Genomic DNA, 19473 nt, shown 5'->3' with positions numbered 1-19473 from the left:
TGGGGGTGAGGGGCTCACCTGGGTGGGCCCGCCGGTTGTCCACGAACTTTCCGTTGACGGGGACAGGCTCCCTTCTCCCCTTGCGGGAGAAGGGCTGGGGATGAGGGGGGAATCTAGTCACTGCAATGACAACCTGATAAACGCCAGCACCCCATCCATCTGCCCTAGCACCTCGTTGTTCCACACTCTGATCACCCGAAACCCTTCGCCATTGAGATAGGCCGTTCTGACCTCATCCTGTTGCTGACCTTCCGGCTGGTTATGTTGCGAGCCATCGACCTCGATCACCAGCCGCTGTTCCAGACAGATGAAGTCCACTATGTAGGGCCCAATAGGGAACTGGCGGCGGAACTTGAGCCCCTCAAGCCGGCGATCACGCAGCTGAAACCAGAGCCTCTGTTCGGCCAGGGTCGCTTCGGCTCTCAGTTGTTTGGCAAAGGGGCGGGTCTGCATGGGATTTATCCAGAGCTGTTTGACCCATTAGGTATAGCAATTACCCAGTGGCGTACGGGCTCTGTTTATTGGGCGGGGCTCTTCTCCCTCACCCTGACCCTCTCCCAGAGGGAGAGGGAACCGCTCGGGGAATCGTTGAGAGTGAAGATAACAAAGGGCCTCTAGTGCCAAAGCGTTGGAGATATAGCATTTTTGGTCTTTGTCGCTTTGTCGCTTTGTCGCTTTGTCGTGTCGGTTGCCCCCGTGTTTCCACTGAACGCCGATCTGCTCCCTTCTCCCCTTGCGGGAGAAGGGCTGGGGATGAGGGGGCACTAACCCGGATTCACCAACTCCTTCATCAACGTCTTCAACCAGATCAAGGCTGGCTGCTGCGCATGCACCGGGTGCCAGACGCAGTTGAGATGGTAATCCGGCACGTCTTCGGGCAGCGGCAGGCTTTTCAGCGGCCAGTGGTTGGCGAGCAGCTCGGCCACCATGCTCGGCAGTACCAAGAGGTGGTCGCTCTGGCTGACGATGGCGGCGGCGGACATATAGCTCTGGCTGTTGACCGAGATGGTGCGACTGTGCCCCAGGCTCTGCAAATAGCGGTCGAGGCTCGCCTCGGAGGTGCCGAGCGGCGAGTGGAACACGTGGGGCATCTCGATAAGCTGCTCGAGCGTGATGCGCTCCTCCTCCAGCTCCAGGGTGGCGCGCACCAGCCCGGCCAGGGGTTCGGTGAGCCAGGTCTCCTTGCCCAGATACCCCGGTACCTGCATGTACTCGTCAAACCCCAGCACCAGATCGATTTCGCCGCTCGCCAGCTCCGCCTCCGGCAATGTGTCGCGCAGTATGCGGATCTCGATGGTGACCCCGGGGGCCAGCCGTCTGAGGCGCTGGATGAGGGGCGGGATCAGCACGCACTCCACGTAATCCGTGGTGCAGAGCACGAAACGGCGCTTCGACTGGTGCGGTTCGAACAGCTCCTCCTCGCTGAGCTGCTGCTCCAGCAACCGCAACACCTGCTGTACCCCCAGGTGCAGGCGCTGGGCCCGGGGGGTCGGTAGCATCCCCTGAGGCGTGCGCACCAGCAGCGGATCGTCAAAGAAGGCCCGCAGGCGATTGAGGGCATGGCTCATGGCGGGCTGGCTGATAAAGAGCGACTCGGCGGCGCGGGTCACGCTCCCTTGTGTCATCAGGGCGTCAAGGGCGAGCAGCAGATTGAGGTCGAGTTGGTGCAGTTTCATGGGAGGATTATTCGCCGTGTTTATGGGACAATCCATCCTATTCATTTGATGGATGGGCACGCAACTTCTTACACTGCGACCCACTGTTATTTTTCCGGGTTCCCAGGTAAATCGGGGGCCTCAATCCATGCAAGGAGCCTTGCGATGAGCATCAAGACCATCAACTCCATTCCGGCCGCAGACGGCTTCACCATGCCCGCCGAGTGGGCGCACCAGCAGGCCGTCTGGATGATCTGGCCGTTCCGCCCGGACAACTGGCGCGTTGCCGGTCGCTTCGCGCAAGAAACCTTCGCCAAGGTGGCCGATGCCATCGGGCAAGCCACCCCGGTCTTTATGGGGGTGCCGGCCCAGTTTATGGAGCAGGCCCGCGCCATCATGCCCGCCCACGTCACCCTGGTCGAAATGGCCAGCGATGACTGCTGGGCCCGCGACACAGGCCCGACAGTTGTCACCAACGCCGCCGGCGAGTGCCGTGGCGTGGATTGGGGCTTCAACGCTTGGGGCGGTCACAAGGGCGGTCTCTACTACCCCTGGGATCAGGACGAGAAAGTGGCGGCTCAGATGCTGGAGCAGCACGGCATGGATCGCTACGCCGCGCCGCTCATTCTGGAAGGGGGTTCCATCCACGTGGATGGCGAAGGCACCTGCCTGACCAGCGCCGAGTGCCTGCTCAACGAAAACCGCAACCCGCACCTGAGCAAAGAGCAGATCGAGGCGCACCTGCGCGACTATCTGGGTGTCACCAGCTTTATCTGGCTGGATGAAGGCGTCTACATGGACGAGACCGACGGTCACATCGACAACATGTGCTGCTTCGTGCGCCCGGGTGAAGTGGCCCTGCACTGGACCAACGACGAGAACGATCCCCAATACGAGCGCTCCCTGGCCGCCCTCAAGGTGCTGGAAGCGGCGGTGGACGCCAAGGGTCGCAAGCTCAAAATCTGGAAGCTGCCCCAGCCGGGCCCGCTGTTCTGCACCGAGGAGGAGTCTGCCGGCGTCGAGAGCGGCAGCGGTGTGCCGCGCGAGGCAGAGGGTCGTCTGGCCGGCTCCTACGTGAACTTCCTTATCACCAACGATCGCATCGTCTACCCGCTGCTGGATGCCGCCACCGACGGCGAAGCCCAGCGTATTCTGGAAGAGATCTTCCCGGATCACACCGTGGTCGGCGTCCCGGCCCGCGAGATCCTGCTGGGCGGTGGCAATATTCACTGCATTACTCAGCAGATCCCCTCCGGCAAATAAGAACCGGATGACGATCCTGCTGCGAGACCGTGATCAAGGCTCATGTGCTGCTCGGAAGCCTCACGTATGTTTATACGCTCCGGTTCCTGCGCTGCTCTTCACCTTGCTGACGGTCTCTCGCGACGGGTCGTAAACCGGTTCTAGTTAGTATTCAAAACCCCACGCCGTGGGGTTTTATCTCTTGATGACATGATGGTGGCAGGCGCCGATGCGGCGATCATCATGACAAACAGTCACCCTTTTACAGGAGATCAACATGATCGAAGTGACCGAGGTTTCCATTGCCGAGCTGCGCGGTGCGCTCGAATCGGGCCGCACCACAGCGGTCGAACTGGTCAAGGCCTATCTGGCCCGGATCGCTGCCTATAACGGACCCGAGACCAACACCAAGCTGAACGCTTTGGTGGTGCCCAACCCCGATGCGCTGAAAGAGGCGCAAGCCTCCGATGCCCGCCGCGCCCGTGGCGAAACCCTGGGGCCGCTCGACGGCATCCCCTACACCGCCAAAGACAGCTATCTGGTCAAGGGGCTGACCGCCGCCTCCGGCAGCCCGGCCTTCAAGGATCTGGTGGCCCAGCGCGATGCCTTTACTGTCGAGCGGCTGCGCGCAGCCGGTGCCATCTGCCTTGGCAAAACCAATATGCCGCCGATGGCCAATGGCGGCATGCAGCGCGGCGTTTATGGCCGTGCCGAGAGCCCCTACAACGCCGACTACCTGACCGCGCCGTTTGCTTCCGGCTCCTCCAACGGGGCCGGCACCGCCACCGCCGCGAGCTTCGCCGCCTTCGGTCTGGCCGAAGAGACTTGGTCGAGCGGCCGTGGCCCGGCCTCCAACAACGGCCTCTGTGCCTACACCCCGTCCCGTGGCGTCATCTCGGTGCGAGGCAACTGGCCGCTGACTCCGACCATGGACGTCGTCGTGCCCTATGCCCGCACCATGGCCGATCTGCTGGAAGTGCTGGACGTGGTGGTGGCCGACGATGCCGACACCCGTGGGGATCTGTGGCGCATGCAGCCCTGGGTCAAGATCCCCAAGGCCTCCGAGGTGCGCCCGGCTTCCTACCTTGAGCTGGCTGCCAAGGCCGATGCCCTCAAGGGCAAGCGCCTCGGCGTGCCGCGCATGTTTATCAACAAGGATGAACTGGCGGGCACCAGCGAGCACCCCGGCATCGGCGGCCCGACCGGTCAGCGCATCCATACCCGCGAGGCCGTGATTGCCCTGTGGGAGCAGGCCCGTCAGGCACTGGAGGCCGCTGGCGCCGAGGTCATCGAAGTGGACTTTCCCCTGGTCTCCAACTGCGAAGGGGACAGACCCGGCGCGCCGACCGTGTTCAATCGCGGCATAGTCACCCCTGAGTTTCTCAACGACGAGTTGTGGGAGCTGTCCGGCTGGGCGTTTGACGACTTCCTGCGCGCCAACGGCGATCCCAAGTTGAACAAGCTTGAGGATGTCGATGGGCCCCAGATCTTCCCCCACGATCCGGGCACATTGCCGAATCGCGAGGGCGATCTGGCGGCGGGCATGGACGAGTACGTCAATATGGCCAAGCGCGGCCTGAAATCCTGGGACGAGATCCCCACAGTGCCGGACGGCCTGCGTGGGCTGGAACAGACCCGCAAGCTGGACTTGGAAGACTGGATGGACGGGCTCAAGCTCGACGCCGTGTTGTTCCCCACCGTCGCCGACGTCGCCCCGGCTGATGCGGATGTGAATCCGGCCTCCGCCGATATCGCCTGGAGCAATGGCATCTGGGTCGCCAACGGCAACCTCGCCATTCGCCACCTCGGCGTGCCGACCGTCACCGTCCCCATGGGGGTGATGGCCGATATCGGCATGCCGGTGGGGCTGACCTTCGCCGGTCGTGCCTATGACGACAACAACCTGCTGCGCGTTGCCTCGGCCTTCGAGTCCACCGGCAGCAAGCGCAGGGTGCCACCGCGTACGCCGCCGTTGGGATAAATATCCCGAATTGGTCTGGTGATAATGATAAAAACCACCCGTTATACGGGTGGTTTTTTATTCTTCATAGTCATCAGGATCATAAGACGACTCTTGAAGAGTGATCTCGGCGTCGTCCATATCTAAAGATATTAGGGAATCAATAAATTCAATGTCATCTACTGTGGCGCGAGCAACAAGCTCATCATCATAATTTAGGCTCACATCGACGAATATTTTCTCTTTGTGATTAATATGTAATCTATCGGTGACTATAAAAACATATTCTCTGTCTTCAGGATCCCACGGAGAGTTTTCATAATTTGCAGCTGAATATTCTGCACTCACCGAAATTTCAATTTCCAATTCGTAGGTCGCCCTATGTGGGCTAACTTCTATAAGGTTTTTGTCGACTACGCTTACTTGGGTAACAATAATACGTTCGATATCGACATCTAAGTAATAGCTGCTGTCCGGATAAAACTCCATATCTGAAAGTTTAGCGTGAATGGTTTTTATAACTTCGGATTCAAGTCTAGTGAACACCTTATCCGCAAAAGATACTGGCTCGCTTAATTCAGCTTCATTTCTTATAACTAAGTCAATTAGCTCATCTACGGATTTTAGATGAAAGATATTTTCATATTGCTCTGCATATGCCTTCATATCTCCATCGCAACTAATTACATAAAGTAGATGCTCTCTTTCCTCACTTACTTTGCGCACAGCCTCTAAAGCAAATGCATCAGGAAACTCATTCTTTTTGTTTTCTCCACAGAAAGGTGGAAGACTATTGAAGTAATTTTCAAAAACAATTGATGCATCAACAATGTTTATTGGGACAATCTCAGCATTACTAATCGTTAAAAATTTATCAAATGCATCCATCAGAATCTTGTTAATGTCATCTTCTTTTAGGGCTGAAAAAATCCCATGACAATCAAGAGTTGGAGTGTTTCTGAGAATCATTGCCTCCTTCTGAGCCTTTTTTATGGTGCCGGCTGCTTTTTTTGCTTTCTCTCTCAGGTGTTTTTTAACCTCCTGAATTGTTATTTCGGTTGTCAGTAAGTGTAATTTTCTTTTTTCCAAGAAACCGCAGAGCTGATCTAATTTATGAGAGTCAAATTGAAAGTTTTTGTTTTCGAATGCTGACGTGTCAATGAAAATAAGCCTGCTTTGGAGTTCCATGGTCATAAGTGCTCAAATTGTCTGCCTAAGAGTAGATTTAGATTGATTTTTTCTGCCTTAATAGTCAATTTAAAAAAGCTAAACCTTGTCCTCTTTAGAGGGCTGCATGTTCGAATAGCGAAGCGTATTCGGACGATCGCGAAAGGAAGGTTACCGAGAGGTCGCTAACATCCAGGGTTTTCTGCCTGTCTTGCCATAACTCGGTGCGCAGCGGTAAACGGACGATTACGCTGCGTTAATCGACCCACTTGATGGGACTTATTGTTACCTCCCCCTCATCCCCGACCCTTCTCCCGCAAGGGGAGAAGGGAGCATATATGCGCCTCTGATTTGGTCTGGCAACCGGGCTTGGAATTGGCACGGGCCATCCCCTCTCCCTTGGGAGAGGGCTAGGGTGAGGGGCCGCTGTCTGTGTTGTAGGTTCGAATAGCGAAGCGTATTCGGACGATCGCGATAAGGAGTTGCCGAAAGGTTGCTGATATCCAGAGTTCCTGCCTGTCTTGCCATGACTCGGTGCGCGGCGGTATGCGGACGATGACGCTGCACTAATTGTCCCTACGTGGTCTGGTCATTGCTTGTTATATCGCGTCTTGCGAGGCAGGTGATGATGATTTTCCGCATTCCCCCAACATCTTCCCGACTTCACTTTGGCTTCACACAGCCTCATTTTCCCCTCACATATCCCTTCTATCTTCTGCCCACTGATAAATGGGCCTGCTTGCCACAGGGTGGCGAGGGCCAACGAGAGGGGAGCAAGACGATGAAATCTTGGATCAAATACGGGTTGGCAGGGGCCTTGATACTGGTGGCGAGCTTCTGGGGCGGCAGCGTGCGGGCGGCGCAGATGCCCCTTGGCCTGGATGGCGCCTTGCCGGGGCAGATAGTCGCCCAGGCTGCGGCTCTCCCGAGTGGCACCTATTTCTTGTCTCTGGGGGGTCAGCTATCGGCTGCAGCCGGGCGCAGCACTTCAGGGCATGGATAGCGGCCTTTTTATCCGGACCCTGGTGGTGACTGTGCGGCATATTGCCCATCAACACAGGCCAGTCTGGTGCGCGGCGCAGTGGGTATCACGTCAGGCCGGGTGGGCTACTGCGCCTGATATTGGGCATCAAGCCAGGCGATGGCCGCTTGAGGGTCGTTGAATGCCCGGATATGGTCCGGGTGGGTGAGGGAGAGGCAGGAGAGGGCGATGTGGTGGAGCACCTTGGCCGAATAGAGGGAGGCGATGGCCACCAGGTTCTTCTGGGCCAGCCACTGATAGGTCTCTTGCAGATGGGGCAGGGCGGATAGCACCACCCCCTGATGCTGGCGATGGTCCACCAGGGCGCAGAAAGGCTTCCCGTCCAGGCTGTTCACCACCCGCTTTATCTCCTTAATCCACGCCAGCATACCCTCTTCATTGAAAGGGCCGATCAGCTCGCAGGTGACCAGGTGTTCCTGCACATTGAAGATGAACTCACCGTGCTTTTTATCAAAGGACATACAACATTCTTATCCATGACCAGAGGCCGCAATATAATATTGATTCATTCAATCTGCATCAATATCCAAGTGAGGGTTGCTGCCCTTGCTCGAGGTTTTATGGGTGCAAGTCAGAGGCTGCGAGCGAGGTGCATCTGATATGACAAGGGCCTCCCCAGGGAGGCCCTTTTGATGATGCGCCTCATCTTGAGGCTAGCGGAAGCGGAACAGCTCCCGGTGCAGCGGGGCGGTCAGATGGGCATCCAGGGTGTGGGCCATGGGCTCGGGGCCGCAGAACCACACCGGGGTGTGCTGGCGTTCACCCAGGGCGGCCAGATCCAGCCGACCGCGCTCGGACTCCAGGTGCAATCGGTAGTTGACCCCGGCCCGGCGGCACAGTTCGGCGAGGCGGTTGTGATAGGGTGCGGCCTCGGCGGTGGGGGCGCATTGCAACAAGGTGGTGCCCGGGCGTGTCTCGCCACGGCGCACCAGCGCCTCCAGCCAGGCGACGAAGGGGGTGATGCCGATACCGGCGCCCACCCAGAGCGCGGGGGCCGGGTCTGGCAGGGCGAAGGCGCCATAGGGGCCGGTCACGATGACGGCCTCCCCCACCCTGAGGTGCTGGTGCAGCCAGTGGGTGTGATCCCCGAGGGCGCGCACCGCCAGGGTCAGGGTGCGGCAGTCCGCCGAGACATTCACCAGGGTGTAGGGATGGGGCTCGCCGCGCCCGGCGAAGTCGAAGAAGGCGAACTGGCCCGGACGGTAGCCAGACAGGGGAGAGGTCAGAGTGACCCTGATCTCCAGGGTGCGTTCGTCCAGAGGGGTGAGGGTGCTGACCGTTCCCTGGCGGCGCGCATTCTGGCCCACCCGGCCAAACAGGGAGTAGAGCGCGCCCATGGCGCCCAGCCCGCCGCCGATAAGCAGGGTCATGCCGACCGGCGTCAGGACGCCGATGCGCGGCAGCAGGCAGAGCCCGTGCAGCCAGCCCATCAGGTAGATGACCGGGGCCAGCCGATGGACCACCTTGAAGCGCTCGTAGCGCACCACCGCAAGCAGGCTCACCACCACCAGGGCCAGCAGCAGATAGAAACCCCATTCCCCCAGGGTATTGCCGAGTTCGTGCCACAGGGCATCGTTGCCAGCGCCAGCACCGCGGCGTGCCGGCCGGGTCAGCCAGTCGGCGGTGACGGCCCACTTGGGCGCCTCCACCAGCAGCCAGTGGGCCATCAGGGTGCCGGTGGCCCAGAGCGCGCTGCTGCGATGCAGGTGCAACATGCGATCCAGCCCGCCACACCAGACTTCGAGCCTCGGCAGGCGCAGGGCCAGCAGCAGGGAGAGGGTCATGGCGCCGAGGCCAAGCAGACCGGTCAGGATCAGCAGCTCATGGCGCCAGGGCCAGAGGCCGGCGGGCCACTGGGTGAGGCCAGCGAGCCAGAGCAGGGTGAGGGTCAGGGGCAGGGCCCAGGCGAGGGATGCGGGTTTCATGATGTCCTCCTTGTTCATGTCTCTATTGCACGCCCGCTTTGTGGCAAGAGTGTGCCCCTTTACTACCTCTTTTGTAGCAGAGTGTGGCAAAGGGTCGCCGGGTCAGGGGAAGAGGGTTGAGCAGGAGGGCGCGGGGGAGAAAAGCGGTAGGAGGACGGCAGGAAAGCGGTCGGAGTGCTGGCACCCGCCCCACGCATCCGCGCCAGGAGAGTGGTGACGCGGGGGCGCCCGCATGGCTACCCCCGCAAGAGCATGTGTCAGGGCTTGCGCCCCTTGCCGCCCTTGTTGCCCGAGAGGGCCTGCTTTCTGGCCTTCTGCTTCTGGGCCGCCTTGCTGCTGCGGCGCGGTTCGGGGTCGAAGCGGGTCAGATCCGGCTCAAAACCCGGGAACCACTGCTGTGGCAAGCGGGTGTCGAGCGCGGCCTCCACCTTCTCCAGCAGCGGCGCATCCTCCGGGCTGAACAGTGTGATGGCGAGCCCCTTGTTGCCGGCGCGGCCGGTGCGCCCGATGCGGTGCACGTAATCCTCCGCCACAAAGGGGAATTCCAGATTGATCACATGGTTGAGGTCGCTGATATCGAGGCCGCGGGCCGCCACGTCGGTGGCCACCAGCGCCTGCAGGGTGCCGGCGCGAAACTCCAGCAACACCTTCTCCCGCGCGCCTTGCGACAGATCGCCGTGGAAGGCGAGCGCATTGATGCCCGCCTTGCCGAGCTGCTGGGCCAGCTTGTCGGCCCCCTGGCGGGTGCGGCTGAAGATCAGGGCCGGAGCCCAGCCCTTCACGGTCAGCATGTGTTCGACCAACGCCAGCTTGCGATCCCCATCCACCGCATAGACCCGCTGTTCCACCTCGGCCGCCGTGGTGTTGCGCGGTGCCACCTCGATAAGCGCGGGGTCACGCAGCAGCACCTTGCTCAAGGCAAACAGGTTGTCATCGCAGGTGGCTGAAAACAGCAGGGTCTGGCGATCCGCCGGGATCTGTTTGAGCAGCGCCTTGATCTCGTCCATAAAGCCCATGTCGAGCATGCGGTCCGCCTCGTCGAACACCAGATGGCTGAGGCTCCCGAGGCGCAAGGCCCCCTGACGCAGATGGTCGAGCAATCGACCCGGGGTGGCGATCAGCAGATCCACCCCGTTTTTCAGCGCCTCCACCTGAGCGGCTATGCTGACCCCGCCGTACACCAGGGCGCTGGTGAGATCCGTGCCCTTGGCGTAGCGCGTGACGCTCTCATGCACCTGCACCGCCAGCTCGCGGGTCGGCACCAGCACCAGGGCGCGGATGGGGCGAGGCGACTCGCCTTGCGGCTGCTGCATCAGTTGCTCCAGCAACGGCAGCACGAAGGCGGCGGTCTTGCCGGTGCCGGTCTGAGCCCCCGCCAGCAGATCCCGCCCCGCCAGAATGACGGGGATGGCGCTGGCCTGAATGGGGGTTGGCGCGGCATAACCCAGCTCACAGAGGGTCTGTTGCAGACGGGGAGAGAGGGCCAGTTCGGCAAAGGAGGCAATGGACATAGGGCACCAGTATGGGGTTATCGCGGCCAGGGCCGTGACGAAAGCGGACAGTGGCCGCCATGGTAGCAGAAGCGCCCCGCACAGCAGAAGGTGATGACTGTCGGCGGGGCGGCGAGGGCCCTGCTGTTGCGGGATCAGTCGGCCGCGTTCTGCTCCCGGATCAGTCTGATCTCCTGCCCCTGATAATAGGCGATGTTGTGCTTGCCATGCTGCTTGACGTGGTAGAGCAGCGTATCGGCCAGGTCGGTGGCTTCGGCGACGGTCAGGTAATCACGGATGCGAATGATGCCTGCCGAGAAGGTGATGGGGGCGGACAGTTCCTCCATCTGAAGTTGTGATGCCAACAGACGGGCCACGGTCTGGCGCATGCTGGCCTCGTCGCCGAGCCTCTTGTAGAGGACGATAAACTCCTCGCCGCCCCAGCGAATGGCCTTGTCCCCCTTGCGCATATTGGCCGTCAGATGACGGGCGAAGGCGGCGAGGGCGATGTCTCCCACTCCGTGGCCATAGGCGTCGTTGATGGACTTGAAGTTGTCGATGTCGAGGAGCATCAGGTAGTCGTGTTCCTGCAACTGGGCCTGATCCAGGATCTCCCGTCTCGGCAGCCGGGTCAGGTGATCGGTCTGTGCCAGGGTACGCAGGCGGCCGTAGATGCCCCGTCCCGTCAGTATGAGCAGCAGCAGGGCGATCAGATAGAGCTTGAAGGCGGGGCCATAGAGCACCGCGCGCATGAAATCGCCGTAGCTGTATGACCATTTGAGATAGAGGTCGACGCTGGCCTTGGCCCGCATAAAGCGGGTATTCAGGCAGAGATGCCAGGGGTGACAGGGCTCTATTTCATCGAAAGAGAGTGTGGTTCTGGTCGGATTGAGGCTCTCGAAGGGGCGAAGCACATCCTTGAACGCCTCGTCGACGGCGATGTCTATGCCCGTCAGACCATGGCGGTAATCTGCTATCACCGGGTCGTAGAAGACGAAGGGGAAGTACATGGTGATGGTCTGCAACCCGGTGAAGGTGTCGGTGTAGATGTCGGACACCCAGGCCTCATCCGTGCTGCAGGGCACATGGGCGGAGGCGAAGAGGGCGCAACCGAAATAATGGGTCCAGGGTTCGATGTCATTGAGGTCGCTGTTGGTCGGCATCAGCCGGTTCGGGAGCGTCAGTCGGTCAGGCACCATGCCAAGCAGGCGACGATCGTCATAGAAGGCGTAGAGGTTGATGACCTCGGGGTAGGAGAGGGCATATTGGTAGGCGATGAGTACCGGGTTGGATGAGGGGAGTATGGGAATGACAGCCATACGGGTCAGGGTATCGAGGTCATAAGCATAGGCATAGGCCGTCGCATCTCTGTTCTCGCTGAAGATGGGCGCCTTGATGCTGCTGTTGTCGACGAACCGGGCCAGCGCGTCTGGCGCCAGGATGCGGGCCCGCTGATAAAACACCTCGAACACATTCTGCTGTTTGGCGGTGATGAGCTGCATGTCGTGCCGGATGCTGAGGTAGGTGTAGTTGAACACCAGCCCCAACCCTGCCAGTGCCAGAGAGAACAGTGTGAATTGAATCAACCACTTGCGGGGGATGATCCGCAACAGTGATCCCGCCATGCCGTGATGCTCCCGGGTAGTGACAGAAGACTTTTTTGTAACTGATTCTGCTCGGCATCACCAGATGAAAGTTGGCGGGGGCAGGCAGCGCAAGGAAAATGAGCCTCCAATATCAACAAGATAGACGTTCACGATTCGATGGCAAGGGAAGGGCGAATCGATGGTGGTCGCGGAGTAAGAGGGCATGGCGCCCCTGACTGGCGCTGCCATCACGGGAGCAGTTGCACCCGTTCGGCACCCAGGTGGTGCATCCATTCTCGCAGGATCAGCAGGGTGGCGGCGAAGCGGCGATCTCTGGGCAGCTGGGCCGCAGCCAGCGGATCTCCCTCCACCATGGCGACCAGCTGGCCGAACAACCGTTCGATGCTCTCCCGGTTCAGCTCGTGACTGCCGAGTCCGCCTGCCAGCGGCACCGGGCTGTGAAGCTGTATCAGGGGGTGGGGTTGGATATGGGCCGCGAGGGGCATCAGTGCATCTTCCACCACCATGATGGCCTGCTCCAGCTCGAGGGGGGTTGGCGGGTCCCGGCGAAAGGGACCGGGTGTCATGGCATTCAGGCCCAGGGCCAATGAAAAGGTCTGGCTGACGCCATCCGCCCCGGTGATCTGTACCCGGCTCTGGCTGTCACCCAGGCTCAACAATAGGGTTTCGTGCCCTTGCTCTGTCATACCGTCGTCTCCTGAATTTGACTCGTCCATGGATACACCCGGCGGAGCACTCTGGCGAGTGCTTTCCCCCCATTCGGGCAAGGGGGCTTGCAAAGGCGTCATCAAATGGCATTCTGGACGTCTAGATTTCTGTTTCTCTGTTGCATTCCCCACAAGGAGTCCTGATATGGCTATTCGTACCCTTCCCCGCGCCCTCGTCCTCGCCCTCTCGCTGATGGGGAGTGGTGCCTTCGCAAACGAGGCGCTGGTCTTCCAGACCGATTTTGGTCTCAAGGACGGGGCCGTCTCCGCCATGAAGGGGGTCGCCTTCGGGGTGGACAGGACACTGCCGCTGCAGGATCTGACCCACGAGATCCCGGCCTACAACATCTGGGAGGCCTCCTACCGCCTCTACCAGACCCTCAACTACTGGCCCAAGGGCACCGTCTTCGTCAGCGTGGTGGATCCCGGCGTCGGCACCGATCGCCACTCGGTGGTGCTCAAGACCAAGAGCGGCCACTACATTGTCAGCCCGGACAACGGCACCCTGACCCTGGTGGCCGAACACTTTGGCATCGAGGCGGTGCGCCAGATAGACGAGAAACGCAACCGTCTCAAGGGCTCCGAGAAGTCCTACACCTTCCACGGTCGCGACGTCTACGCCTACACGGGGGCGCGGCTTGCCTCCGGCGTCATCAGCTTCGAGCAGGTGGGGCCCCTGCTGCCCGCCGAGGTGGTGACCATCCCCTACCAGCCGGCCGTGGCGGAAAAAGATGGCACTCTCAAGGGCACCATTCCCATCCTGGACGTGCAGTACGGCAACGTCTGGACCAACATCGACGATGCGTTGCTGACCAAGGCGGGGATCAACAAGGGGGACAACGCCTGCATCAGGATCAGCGAAGGGGATGCGCTGATATACGAGGGCCAGGCCCCCTACGTCAGCAGCTTCGGCGATGTGCCGGAAGGCCAGCCGCTGGTCTACCTCAACAGCCTGCTGCAGGTCTCGGTGGCCCTCAATATGGACAGCTTCGCCACCAAACATCAGGTGCAATCCGGCGCCAACTGGCATGTCAGCCTGAAGAAGTGCGGCTAGAGGCTGCCAGCGGGTGCAATCCGGTACAAACGGGCATATCAGCCTGAAGAAGTGCGGCTAGGACTCAACCCTTCTGTCGGCGATACGTCTTTCGGGGTGGTGGGACTCGTGTCCACCGCCCCTTCTCTTTGGCGGTGGCGCCTTGCCGGGCCCGCCGGGTTATCTCATCGTTTGTCATCGTCGTTTAATAAAGTGCCGCCATGCTGTGGCCGGACGCAGTGATGACGCAATGATGCCAGCAGAGAGAACAAGGAAAAGCCGATGAGCCGTTTTGACGAGAGAGACAGTGTCAACCATCCCCGGGAACAGGAGCCGGAGTTCAACCGCCTGATCGAGGCTGGCCTCAGCCGCCGGGGGTTCCTCAAGGGAGTTGGCGCCGCCAGCATGGTGGCCTTCTTCGCCGCGAGCCCGGTAGCCCGCGCCGTGGCCGCCACCACCCAGCCGCTGCTGGGGTTCCAGGCCGTGCCCGCCTCTGTGGCCGATGCCGTAGTGGTGCCGTCAGGTTACAAGGCCGAAGTGCTGATCGCCTGGGGGGATGCCCTGTTCGCCGATGCCCCCGCCTTTGCCCAGAGCAATGATGCCAAGGCCCAGGCACGCCAGTTTGGCGACAATAACGACGGCATGAGCTTCTTCCCCCTGGGCCCTGATCGCGCCCTGCTCGCCGTCAACAATGAGTACACCAACTACGAATACCTGTTTGCGGATGGCGGCAAGGTGCTCAGTGCCGAGGCCGTCGCCAAGGCCCAGGCGGCCCACGGTGTCTCTCTGGTGGAGCTGGTACGCATCGATGGCAAGTGGCAGGCCAACCCCAGGGGGGCACTCAATCGCCGCATCACCGCCGCCACCCCCATGACACTGAGCGGTCCGGCGGCGGGCCACGCCCTGCTCAAGACCCAGGCCGACCCTGAGGGGCGCACCGCCCTCGGTACCTTCAACAACTGCGCCAACGGCCAGACTCCCTGGGGCACCTACCTCACCTGCGAGGAGAACTTCAACGGTTACTTCGGCAGTGCGGGCAAGCCGGTGCTGGACCAGCGCGCAGCCCGCTATGGCCTGGCCGCCGAGGATGCGGGCTTTGGCTGGCACCAGTTTGACGAGCGCTTCGATCTCGCCAAACACCCCAACGAGCCGCACCGCTTCGGCTGGGTGGTGGAAATCGATCCGCACGATCCCGCCTCCACCCCGAAGAAGCGCACTGCGCTGGGCCGCTTCAAGCATGAGAATGCCGCCTTCACCATCAATAAAGATGGTCGCGCCGTGGTTTACCTCGGTGATGACGAGCGGGGCGAGCACATCTACCGCTTCGTCTCGAAGAACAAGGTGGCACCGGGCAAGGACCCTGCCAACCGGGATCTGCTGGATGAGGGCACCCTCTATGTGGCCCGCTTCGAGGCCAAGGAAGGGGAACTGAAGGGCACCGGCCAGTGGTTGCCCCTGGTGCACGGCCAGCACGGCCTGACCCGGGAGAACGGCTTCGCCGATCAGGGGGAGGTGCTCATCTTCGCGCGCGAAGCCGCGACCCGGCTCGGCGCCACCACCATGGACAGGCCGGAGTGGGTGGCCGTGCATCCCCACCGTGCCGAAGCCTACTGCACCCTGACCAACAACAAGAACCGCGGCCTCAAGGAGAACCAACCTCTGGACGGCGCCAACCCCAGGGCCGAGAACCCCTATGGCCAGATCATCCGCTGGCGCCCGGCCGGTGGCGATCATGGCAGCGACAGCTTCGAGTGGGATCTCTTCCTGCTGGCGGGCAATCCTGCGGTCAATAAAGAGGGGTTGATGGCGGGCAGTGCCAACATCAACCCGGACAACATGTTCAACAGCCCGGACGGCATCGGCTTCGACGAGGCGGGACGGCTCTGGATCCAGACCGATGGCGATTACTCCAACGAGAAGCAGTTTGCCGGCATGGGCAACAACCAGATGCTGTGCGCGGACCCGGCGAGTGGCGAGGTGCGCCGCTTCCTGACTGGCCCCATTGCCTGCGAGATCACGGGCCTCACCTTCAGTCCGGACTGGCGCACTATGTTCGTCGGGGTGCAGCACCCGGGGGAGGAGCTGGCTCCCTCCCACTTCCCGGATGGCGGCACCGCCATTCCCCGCTCCGCCGTGCTGCGTATCACCCGGGACGACGGCGGTATCATCGGGGCCTGATATTCCGACCCGCTGCCCCTTGTGCCGCATGAGGGCGCAGCCTGCGTGACGCGAACCCCGAAAGTTGGACACCCAACGAGTAGGGGTTCTTTGTTTTGAAGGCGTCGAGCGGGAGAGATAAAGAAGAGGGGATGCCAGCGCCATGGTGGCGTGTCCGGCCGGGTCAGGATTGCGTGCAGAGAAAAGGGGCCGCGTGGTGCCCCTTTTCTGCTATGACATGGCGGGCGTCAGAACTCGTTGGAGAGCGCCTTGTAGCCCTTGACCAGATCGATGTTGGTGTGGGCCACGTCCTCTGAGAACTCGGTGGCATCCACGGTGACGCGGGGGATCTGGGCCAGATCGCTCTGCTGGTTGATGCGGGTGGTGGAGGGCACATAAAAGCCCGGGGGCAGATCGCAGCCGTCGATCACCGAGTTGTGGCGCACCACCGAGCCTTCGCCGATATGGCAGTTGAACAGCACGCTGTTGAAGCCGATGAAGACCCGGTTACCCACCTCGCAGGGGCCGTGCACTATGCTGCGATGGGCGATGGAGCTGTACTCGCCTATGGTGACGGCGGCGCCGGACTTGGAGTGGATCACCACACCGTCCTGAATATTGGAGTTGGCGCCGATGACGATGGGCTCCATGTCGCCGCTCTCGTCCACCTCGTCGGCGCGGATCACGGCATAGGGGCCGACAAACACATTCTCCTTGATGATCACCTTGCCACAGATGATGGCGGTCTTGTCGATGTAGGCGGATTCGTGGATGACGGGCAGGTGACCTGAGGGATTCTTGCGGATCATGTTACGTCCTGTTGCAGCTGAATTCGGGGATAAGGTGGCGGGACGCGGGGCTCGCCGGAGAGTCAGCTTACGCCTCTGATCCGGGAGGGGAAACCCTTTACTGGTCTGACCCTCCTTTAGTAAGGGCATTTCACATGGTTGTTCTTTGGCTCCCTGTTATGGGAGCATGGGGCCTGACAAACGGGCGTATTCCTCGCCGGAAGGGGGCGGCCTGACTGCGATGACGGAGACGATGACATGAAGAAGATGATGCTACTCCTGGCTGCTTTCTTGCTGTGTGCCCAAGTCGCGCAGGCTAAGGGGCGGCCAGGTGAGTTTGACTACTACGCCATGGCGCTCTCCTGGTCACCGCAGCACTGCGCCATCAAACCGGCCGATAGAGAGCAGTGCAGCCGGCAACTGGGATTCGTGCTGCACGGCCTCTGGCCCCAGTATCAGCGTGGCTACCCGAGCAGCTGTTCTCGCGAGCGGCTGGATCCCGCCATGGAGCAGCAGTTTGCCGGGCTCTATCCCAGCCGTTTTCTCTATGGTCATGAGTGGGAGAAGCACGGCACCTGCTCCGGCCTGAGTCAGGAGGCATTCCATCAACTGGCCAGCGACCTGCGCCAGAAGGTGAAGATCCCGGTCGCCTATCAATCGCCAGCAGAGCCCCTTCGCAAGAGTACCTTCGAACTGAAGGCGGATCTGGCCGCAGCCAACCACTGGCTTGCTCCCGATACCATGACGGTGGCCTGCGCCGACGGCGGTCGTTTCCTGCGGGAGATCTACATCTGCATCAACAAGGAAGGGACGGATGCCGTTCCCTGCTCGGACGAGATGCAAAAGCGGGAGCGCCGCTCCTGCGGCCAGCCGGACTTCCTGCTGCGCAGCGTGCGCTGATCCTCGTTATCTTCATCAGGCCTCTTGGGGGCCTGATGTGCAACTGCAGTCATCGGAAAGGAGCTCTGCAATGACCGACGTGAAACAGTTTTTGGCACGGGAGCGCAGCCTGCTGCTCGGGGTGAAAGGGGTGGGCCCCACCGTCATCGGGCGGCTCGAACAGCTGGGTTACCATACCCTGAGTGAGCTGGCCGAGGCGGAGACTGGCCACATAGTCCGGTTGGTGGCCAGCATGCTGGGCTCGACCTGCTGGCAGAACAGCCCACAGGCCCGCGGCGCCATCGACGGCGCCATCGCGCTGGCGCGCAGTCATATGGCAACCTCAGTCGCAGAAAGAGAGGCCGATACATGAGCCTGTTTGCCGAACTGGGGATGCGCTATCCCATCATCCAGGCCCCCATGGCCGGAGTGCAGAACTGTGAGCTGGCGATGGCGGTGACAGGGGTGGGTGCCCTGGGATCCTTGCCGGCGGCCATGCTCGGCACGGCCGAGCTGCGCAAGGCATTGGAACAGCTGGCGGCCAGTGGCCCAGGCCCTTTCAACATCAACTTCTTCTGCCATCGACAGCGTGAGCCTGATCCGGCCGAAGAGCACCGCTGGCAACAGGCGCTGGCGCCTTTTTATGCCGAGTTCGGTGTGAGTACCGATGCTGTATCGAATGGGCCAAGTCGCGCCCCGTTCAACGCCGAGCATGCAGCCATCCTGGCCGAGTTCAACCCCGCCGTAGTCAGCTTCCACTTCGGCCTGCCGGCGCCCGAGTTGCTTGCCAGGGTAAAAGCAACGGGAGCAAATGTCTTTGCCAGTGCGACCACGGTAGCAGAAGCGAAGTGGCTGGCCCGCCATGGCGCCGACGCCATCATAGCCCAGGGGCTGGAGGCGGGAGGCCATCGCGGTCACTTCCTGAATCAGGATCTCAGCTTGCAACAAGGCACCTTTACGCTGTTGCCACAGATAGTGGCGGCAGTGGATTTGCCTGTCATTGCTGCCGGGGGCATTGTCGATGGCAAGGGGATCAAGGCCGCCCTGGCACTGGGGGCCAGCGCAGTCCAGATGGGAACGGCATTTCTCTGTTGTCACGAGGCGACGACCTCGCCCCTACACCGTGCGGCGCTCCTGGGGGCGCACGGCCGGCACACCGCACTGACCAATCTGTTTAGCGGCCGTCCGGCGCGGGGTATAGTGAATCGCTTGATGCGGGAGCTCGGCCCTCTCTCGGCACTGCCCCCTGACTTCCCCCATGCCAGCGGCGCATTGGCCCCGTTGCGCGCCGCGGCTGAAAAGATGGGAGGGAGCGGCTTCTCGCCACTCTGGGCCGGACAGAATGTCTCGGGTTGCCGCTCCCTCGCCGCAGCCGATCTGATCTCAGCCTGGGTCGCCGAGGCCGATCTGGCCTGATGACCTCTTTTTACTGCCTTCCTTTATATAGGTATCTCTATAGGCATCGGCTTTTGGTCAGGATGGCGTCGAGACGCTGCCGGATTGGGGAGCACCGAGTATCAATCAGAGCTCTTTTTAACGCCAACCTGTGGATAAGTTTGTATAAAAGCTGTGTTTTGATATGAATAACTAATAAATGGCCGTTTTTTGCAATTTTATTGCAGTCAGCGCTTGCCAATGTGATCAATGTCTCTATAATGCACCACATCGACAGGCCAAGCGGCAACGCAAACAACCTCGTCGATAACCTCGAAAAGCCTTTTAAAATAAGGCTTGACTCGAGAAGGCGGTTGAGTAGAATTCCACTCCCGCAGCAACACACTGTTGCGTCGCTCTTTAACAATTTGAATCAAGCAATCTGTG

The 19473-nt window shown here is 60.9% G+C and carries 17 protein-coding genes and 1 pseudogene; 8 read left to right on the top strand and 10 right to left on the bottom strand.

Annotated elements, in window-relative coordinates:
* Positions 1-117 precede the first annotated feature (117 nt).
* Positions 118-453, bottom strand: coding sequence for an endonuclease domain-containing protein (locus tag PG898_RS10305; protein WP_270824064.1), 336 nt, complete (start codon positions 451-453; stop codon positions 118-120).
* 311 nt (positions 454-764) lie between these two features.
* Positions 765-1676, bottom strand: coding sequence for a LysR family transcriptional regulator (locus tag PG898_RS10300; protein ID WP_270824063.1), 912 nt, complete (start codon positions 1674-1676; stop codon positions 765-767).
* 144 nt (positions 1677-1820) lie between these two features.
* Between PG898_RS10300 and aguA the strand changes: the two genes are divergently transcribed.
* On the top strand, positions 1821-2918 hold the full coding sequence (aguA, locus tag PG898_RS10295; protein ID WP_270824062.1) for an agmatine deiminase: 1098 nt from the start codon (positions 1821-1823) through the stop codon (positions 2916-2918).
* 256 nt (positions 2919-3174) lie between these two features.
* Positions 3175-4878 (top strand): amidase, encoded by a 1704-nt coding sequence (locus tag PG898_RS10290; protein WP_270824060.1) that lies wholly within the window; start codon positions 3175-3177, stop codon positions 4876-4878.
* A 57-nt stretch (positions 4879-4935) separates the two neighbouring features.
* On the opposite strand, the gene PG898_RS10285 is transcribed toward PG898_RS10290, so the two are convergent.
* Positions 4936-6051 carry a PIN domain-containing protein gene (locus tag PG898_RS10285; protein ID WP_270824059.1) on the bottom strand — a complete coding sequence of 372 codons (1116 nt, stop codon included), beginning with the start codon at positions 6049-6051 and terminating at the stop codon, positions 4936-4938.
* A 754-nt stretch (positions 6052-6805) separates the two neighbouring features.
* Here PG898_RS10285 and PG898_RS21350 point away from each other — a divergent pair.
* Positions 6806-6898: pseudogene (locus PG898_RS21350) on the top strand (subclass B2 metallo-beta-lactamase); the annotation flags it as partial.
* 233 nt (positions 6899-7131) lie between these two features.
* Here PG898_RS21350 and PG898_RS10275 read toward each other — a convergent pair.
* From PG898_RS10275 to PG898_RS10255, 5 genes are all read right to left on the bottom strand, one after another.
* Positions 7132-7527 (bottom strand): hypothetical protein, encoded by a 396-nt coding sequence (locus tag PG898_RS10275; RefSeq protein WP_270824056.1) that lies wholly within the window; start codon positions 7525-7527, stop codon positions 7132-7134.
* A 192-nt stretch (positions 7528-7719) separates the two neighbouring features.
* The gene (locus PG898_RS10270) at positions 7720-9009 is read right to left on the bottom strand and encodes a ferredoxin reductase family protein (RefSeq protein WP_270824055.1); all 1290 of its coding nucleotides are present in this window, start codon (positions 9007-9009) and stop codon (positions 7720-7722) included.
* A 239-nt stretch (positions 9010-9248) separates the two neighbouring features.
* Positions 9249-10502: a DEAD/DEAH box helicase gene (locus PG898_RS10265; protein ID WP_270824054.1), complete on the bottom strand. Its 1254-nt coding sequence runs from the start codon at positions 10500-10502 to the stop codon at positions 9249-9251.
* Between the two features lie 134 nt (positions 10503-10636).
* On the bottom strand, positions 10637-12106 hold the full coding sequence (locus PG898_RS10260) for a GGDEF domain-containing protein (RefSeq protein WP_270824052.1): 1470 nt from the start codon (positions 12104-12106) through the stop codon (positions 10637-10639).
* A gap of 209 nt (positions 12107-12315) precedes the next feature.
* Positions 12316-12774, bottom strand: a complete 459-nt coding sequence (locus PG898_RS10255) for a hypothetical protein (protein ID WP_041206727.1) — start codon at positions 12772-12774, stop codon at positions 12316-12318.
* A gap of 166 nt (positions 12775-12940) precedes the next feature.
* Here PG898_RS10255 and PG898_RS10250 point away from each other — a divergent pair, with 166 nt between their 5' ends.
* Both PG898_RS10250 and PG898_RS10245 read left to right on the top strand, forming a co-directional pair.
* Positions 12941-13849, top strand: coding sequence for an SAM hydrolase/SAM-dependent halogenase family protein (locus PG898_RS10250; protein ID WP_270824051.1), 909 nt, complete (start codon positions 12941-12943; stop codon positions 13847-13849).
* 261 nt (positions 13850-14110) lie between these two features.
* Positions 14111-16006: a PhoX family protein gene (locus PG898_RS10245; RefSeq protein ID WP_270824050.1), complete on the top strand. Its 1896-nt coding sequence runs from the start codon at positions 14111-14113 to the stop codon at positions 16004-16006.
* A gap of 227 nt (positions 16007-16233) precedes the next feature.
* Here PG898_RS10245 and PG898_RS10240 read toward each other — a convergent pair whose 3' ends face one another.
* On the bottom strand, positions 16234-16794 hold the full coding sequence (locus PG898_RS10240; RefSeq protein WP_005330618.1) for a gamma carbonic anhydrase family protein: 561 nt from the start codon (positions 16792-16794) through the stop codon (positions 16234-16236).
* A gap of 237 nt (positions 16795-17031) precedes the next feature.
* Here PG898_RS10240 and PG898_RS10235 point away from each other — a divergent pair, with 237 nt between their 5' ends.
* From PG898_RS10235 to PG898_RS10225, 3 genes are all read left to right on the top strand, one after another.
* Entirely contained in the window at positions 17032-17673 is a 642-nt protein-coding gene (locus tag PG898_RS10235) for a ribonuclease T2 family protein (RefSeq protein WP_270824048.1), read from the top strand.
* Between the two features lie 70 nt (positions 17674-17743).
* On the top strand, positions 17744-18025 hold the full coding sequence (locus PG898_RS10230) for a helix-hairpin-helix domain-containing protein (protein WP_270824047.1): 282 nt from the start codon (positions 17744-17746) through the stop codon (positions 18023-18025).
* Entirely contained in the window at positions 18022-19068 is a 1047-nt protein-coding gene (locus PG898_RS10225) for an NAD(P)H-dependent flavin oxidoreductase (protein ID WP_270824046.1), read from the top strand. Before PG898_RS10230 ends, PG898_RS10225 begins: the two co-directional genes overlap by 4 nt.
* Before the next feature lie 206 nt (positions 19069-19274).
* Here PG898_RS10225 and PG898_RS10220 read toward each other — a convergent pair.
* A partial coding sequence (locus PG898_RS10220; protein WP_270824045.1) for a hypothetical protein occupies positions 19275-19473 on the bottom strand: 199 nt, incomplete at its 5' end.

Source organism: Aeromonas sp. QDB31, assembly GCF_027707605.1.
Lineage (GTDB): Bacteria > Pseudomonadota > Gammaproteobacteria > Enterobacterales > Aeromonadaceae > Aeromonas > Aeromonas media.
The sequence above is the reverse complement of the archived record's forward strand: the minus strand, read 5'-3'. Positions and strand labels throughout refer to the sequence as shown.

Coding starts and splice junctions, on each gene's coding strand:
- PG898_RS10305 (WP_270824064.1), bottom strand. CDS start 453: ATGCAGACCCGCCCCTTTGCCAAACAACTGAGAGCCGAAGCGACCCTG.
- PG898_RS10300 (WP_270824063.1), bottom strand. CDS start 1,676: ATGAAACTGCACCAACTCGACCTCAATCTGCTGCTCGCCCTTGACGCC.
- aguA (WP_270824062.1), top strand. CDS start 1,821: ATGAGCATCAAGACCATCAACTCCATTCCGGCCGCAGACGGCTTCACC.
- PG898_RS10290 (WP_270824060.1), top strand. CDS start 3,175: ATGATCGAAGTGACCGAGGTTTCCATTGCCGAGCTGCGCGGTGCGCTC.
- PG898_RS10285 (WP_270824059.1), bottom strand. CDS start 6,051: ATGACCATGGAACTCCAAAGCAGGCTTATTTTCATTGACACGTCAGCA.
- PG898_RS10275 (WP_270824056.1), bottom strand. CDS start 7,527: ATGTCCTTTGATAAAAAGCACGGTGAGTTCATCTTCAATGTGCAGGAA.
- PG898_RS10270 (WP_270824055.1), bottom strand. CDS start 9,009: ATGAACAAGGAGGACATCATGAAACCCGCATCCCTCGCCTGGGCCCTG.
- PG898_RS10265 (WP_270824054.1), bottom strand. CDS start 10,502: ATGTCCATTGCCTCCTTTGCCGAACTGGCCCTCTCTCCCCGTCTGCAA.
- PG898_RS10260 (WP_270824052.1), bottom strand. CDS start 12,106: ATGGCGGGATCACTGTTGCGGATCATCCCCCGCAAGTGGTTGATTCAA.
- PG898_RS10255 (WP_041206727.1), bottom strand. CDS start 12,774: ATGACAGAGCAAGGGCACGAAACCCTATTGTTGAGCCTGGGTGACAGC.
- PG898_RS10250 (WP_270824051.1), top strand. CDS start 12,941: ATGGCTATTCGTACCCTTCCCCGCGCCCTCGTCCTCGCCCTCTCGCTG.
- PG898_RS10245 (WP_270824050.1), top strand. CDS start 14,111: ATGAGCCGTTTTGACGAGAGAGACAGTGTCAACCATCCCCGGGAACAG.
- PG898_RS10240 (WP_005330618.1), bottom strand. CDS start 16,794: ATGATCCGCAAGAATCCCTCAGGTCACCTGCCCGTCATCCACGAATCC.
- PG898_RS10235 (WP_270824048.1), top strand. CDS start 17,032: ATGAAGAAGATGATGCTACTCCTGGCTGCTTTCTTGCTGTGTGCCCAA.
- PG898_RS10230 (WP_270824047.1), top strand. CDS start 17,744: ATGACCGACGTGAAACAGTTTTTGGCACGGGAGCGCAGCCTGCTGCTC.
- PG898_RS10225 (WP_270824046.1), top strand. CDS start 18,022: ATGAGCCTGTTTGCCGAACTGGGGATGCGCTATCCCATCATCCAGGCC.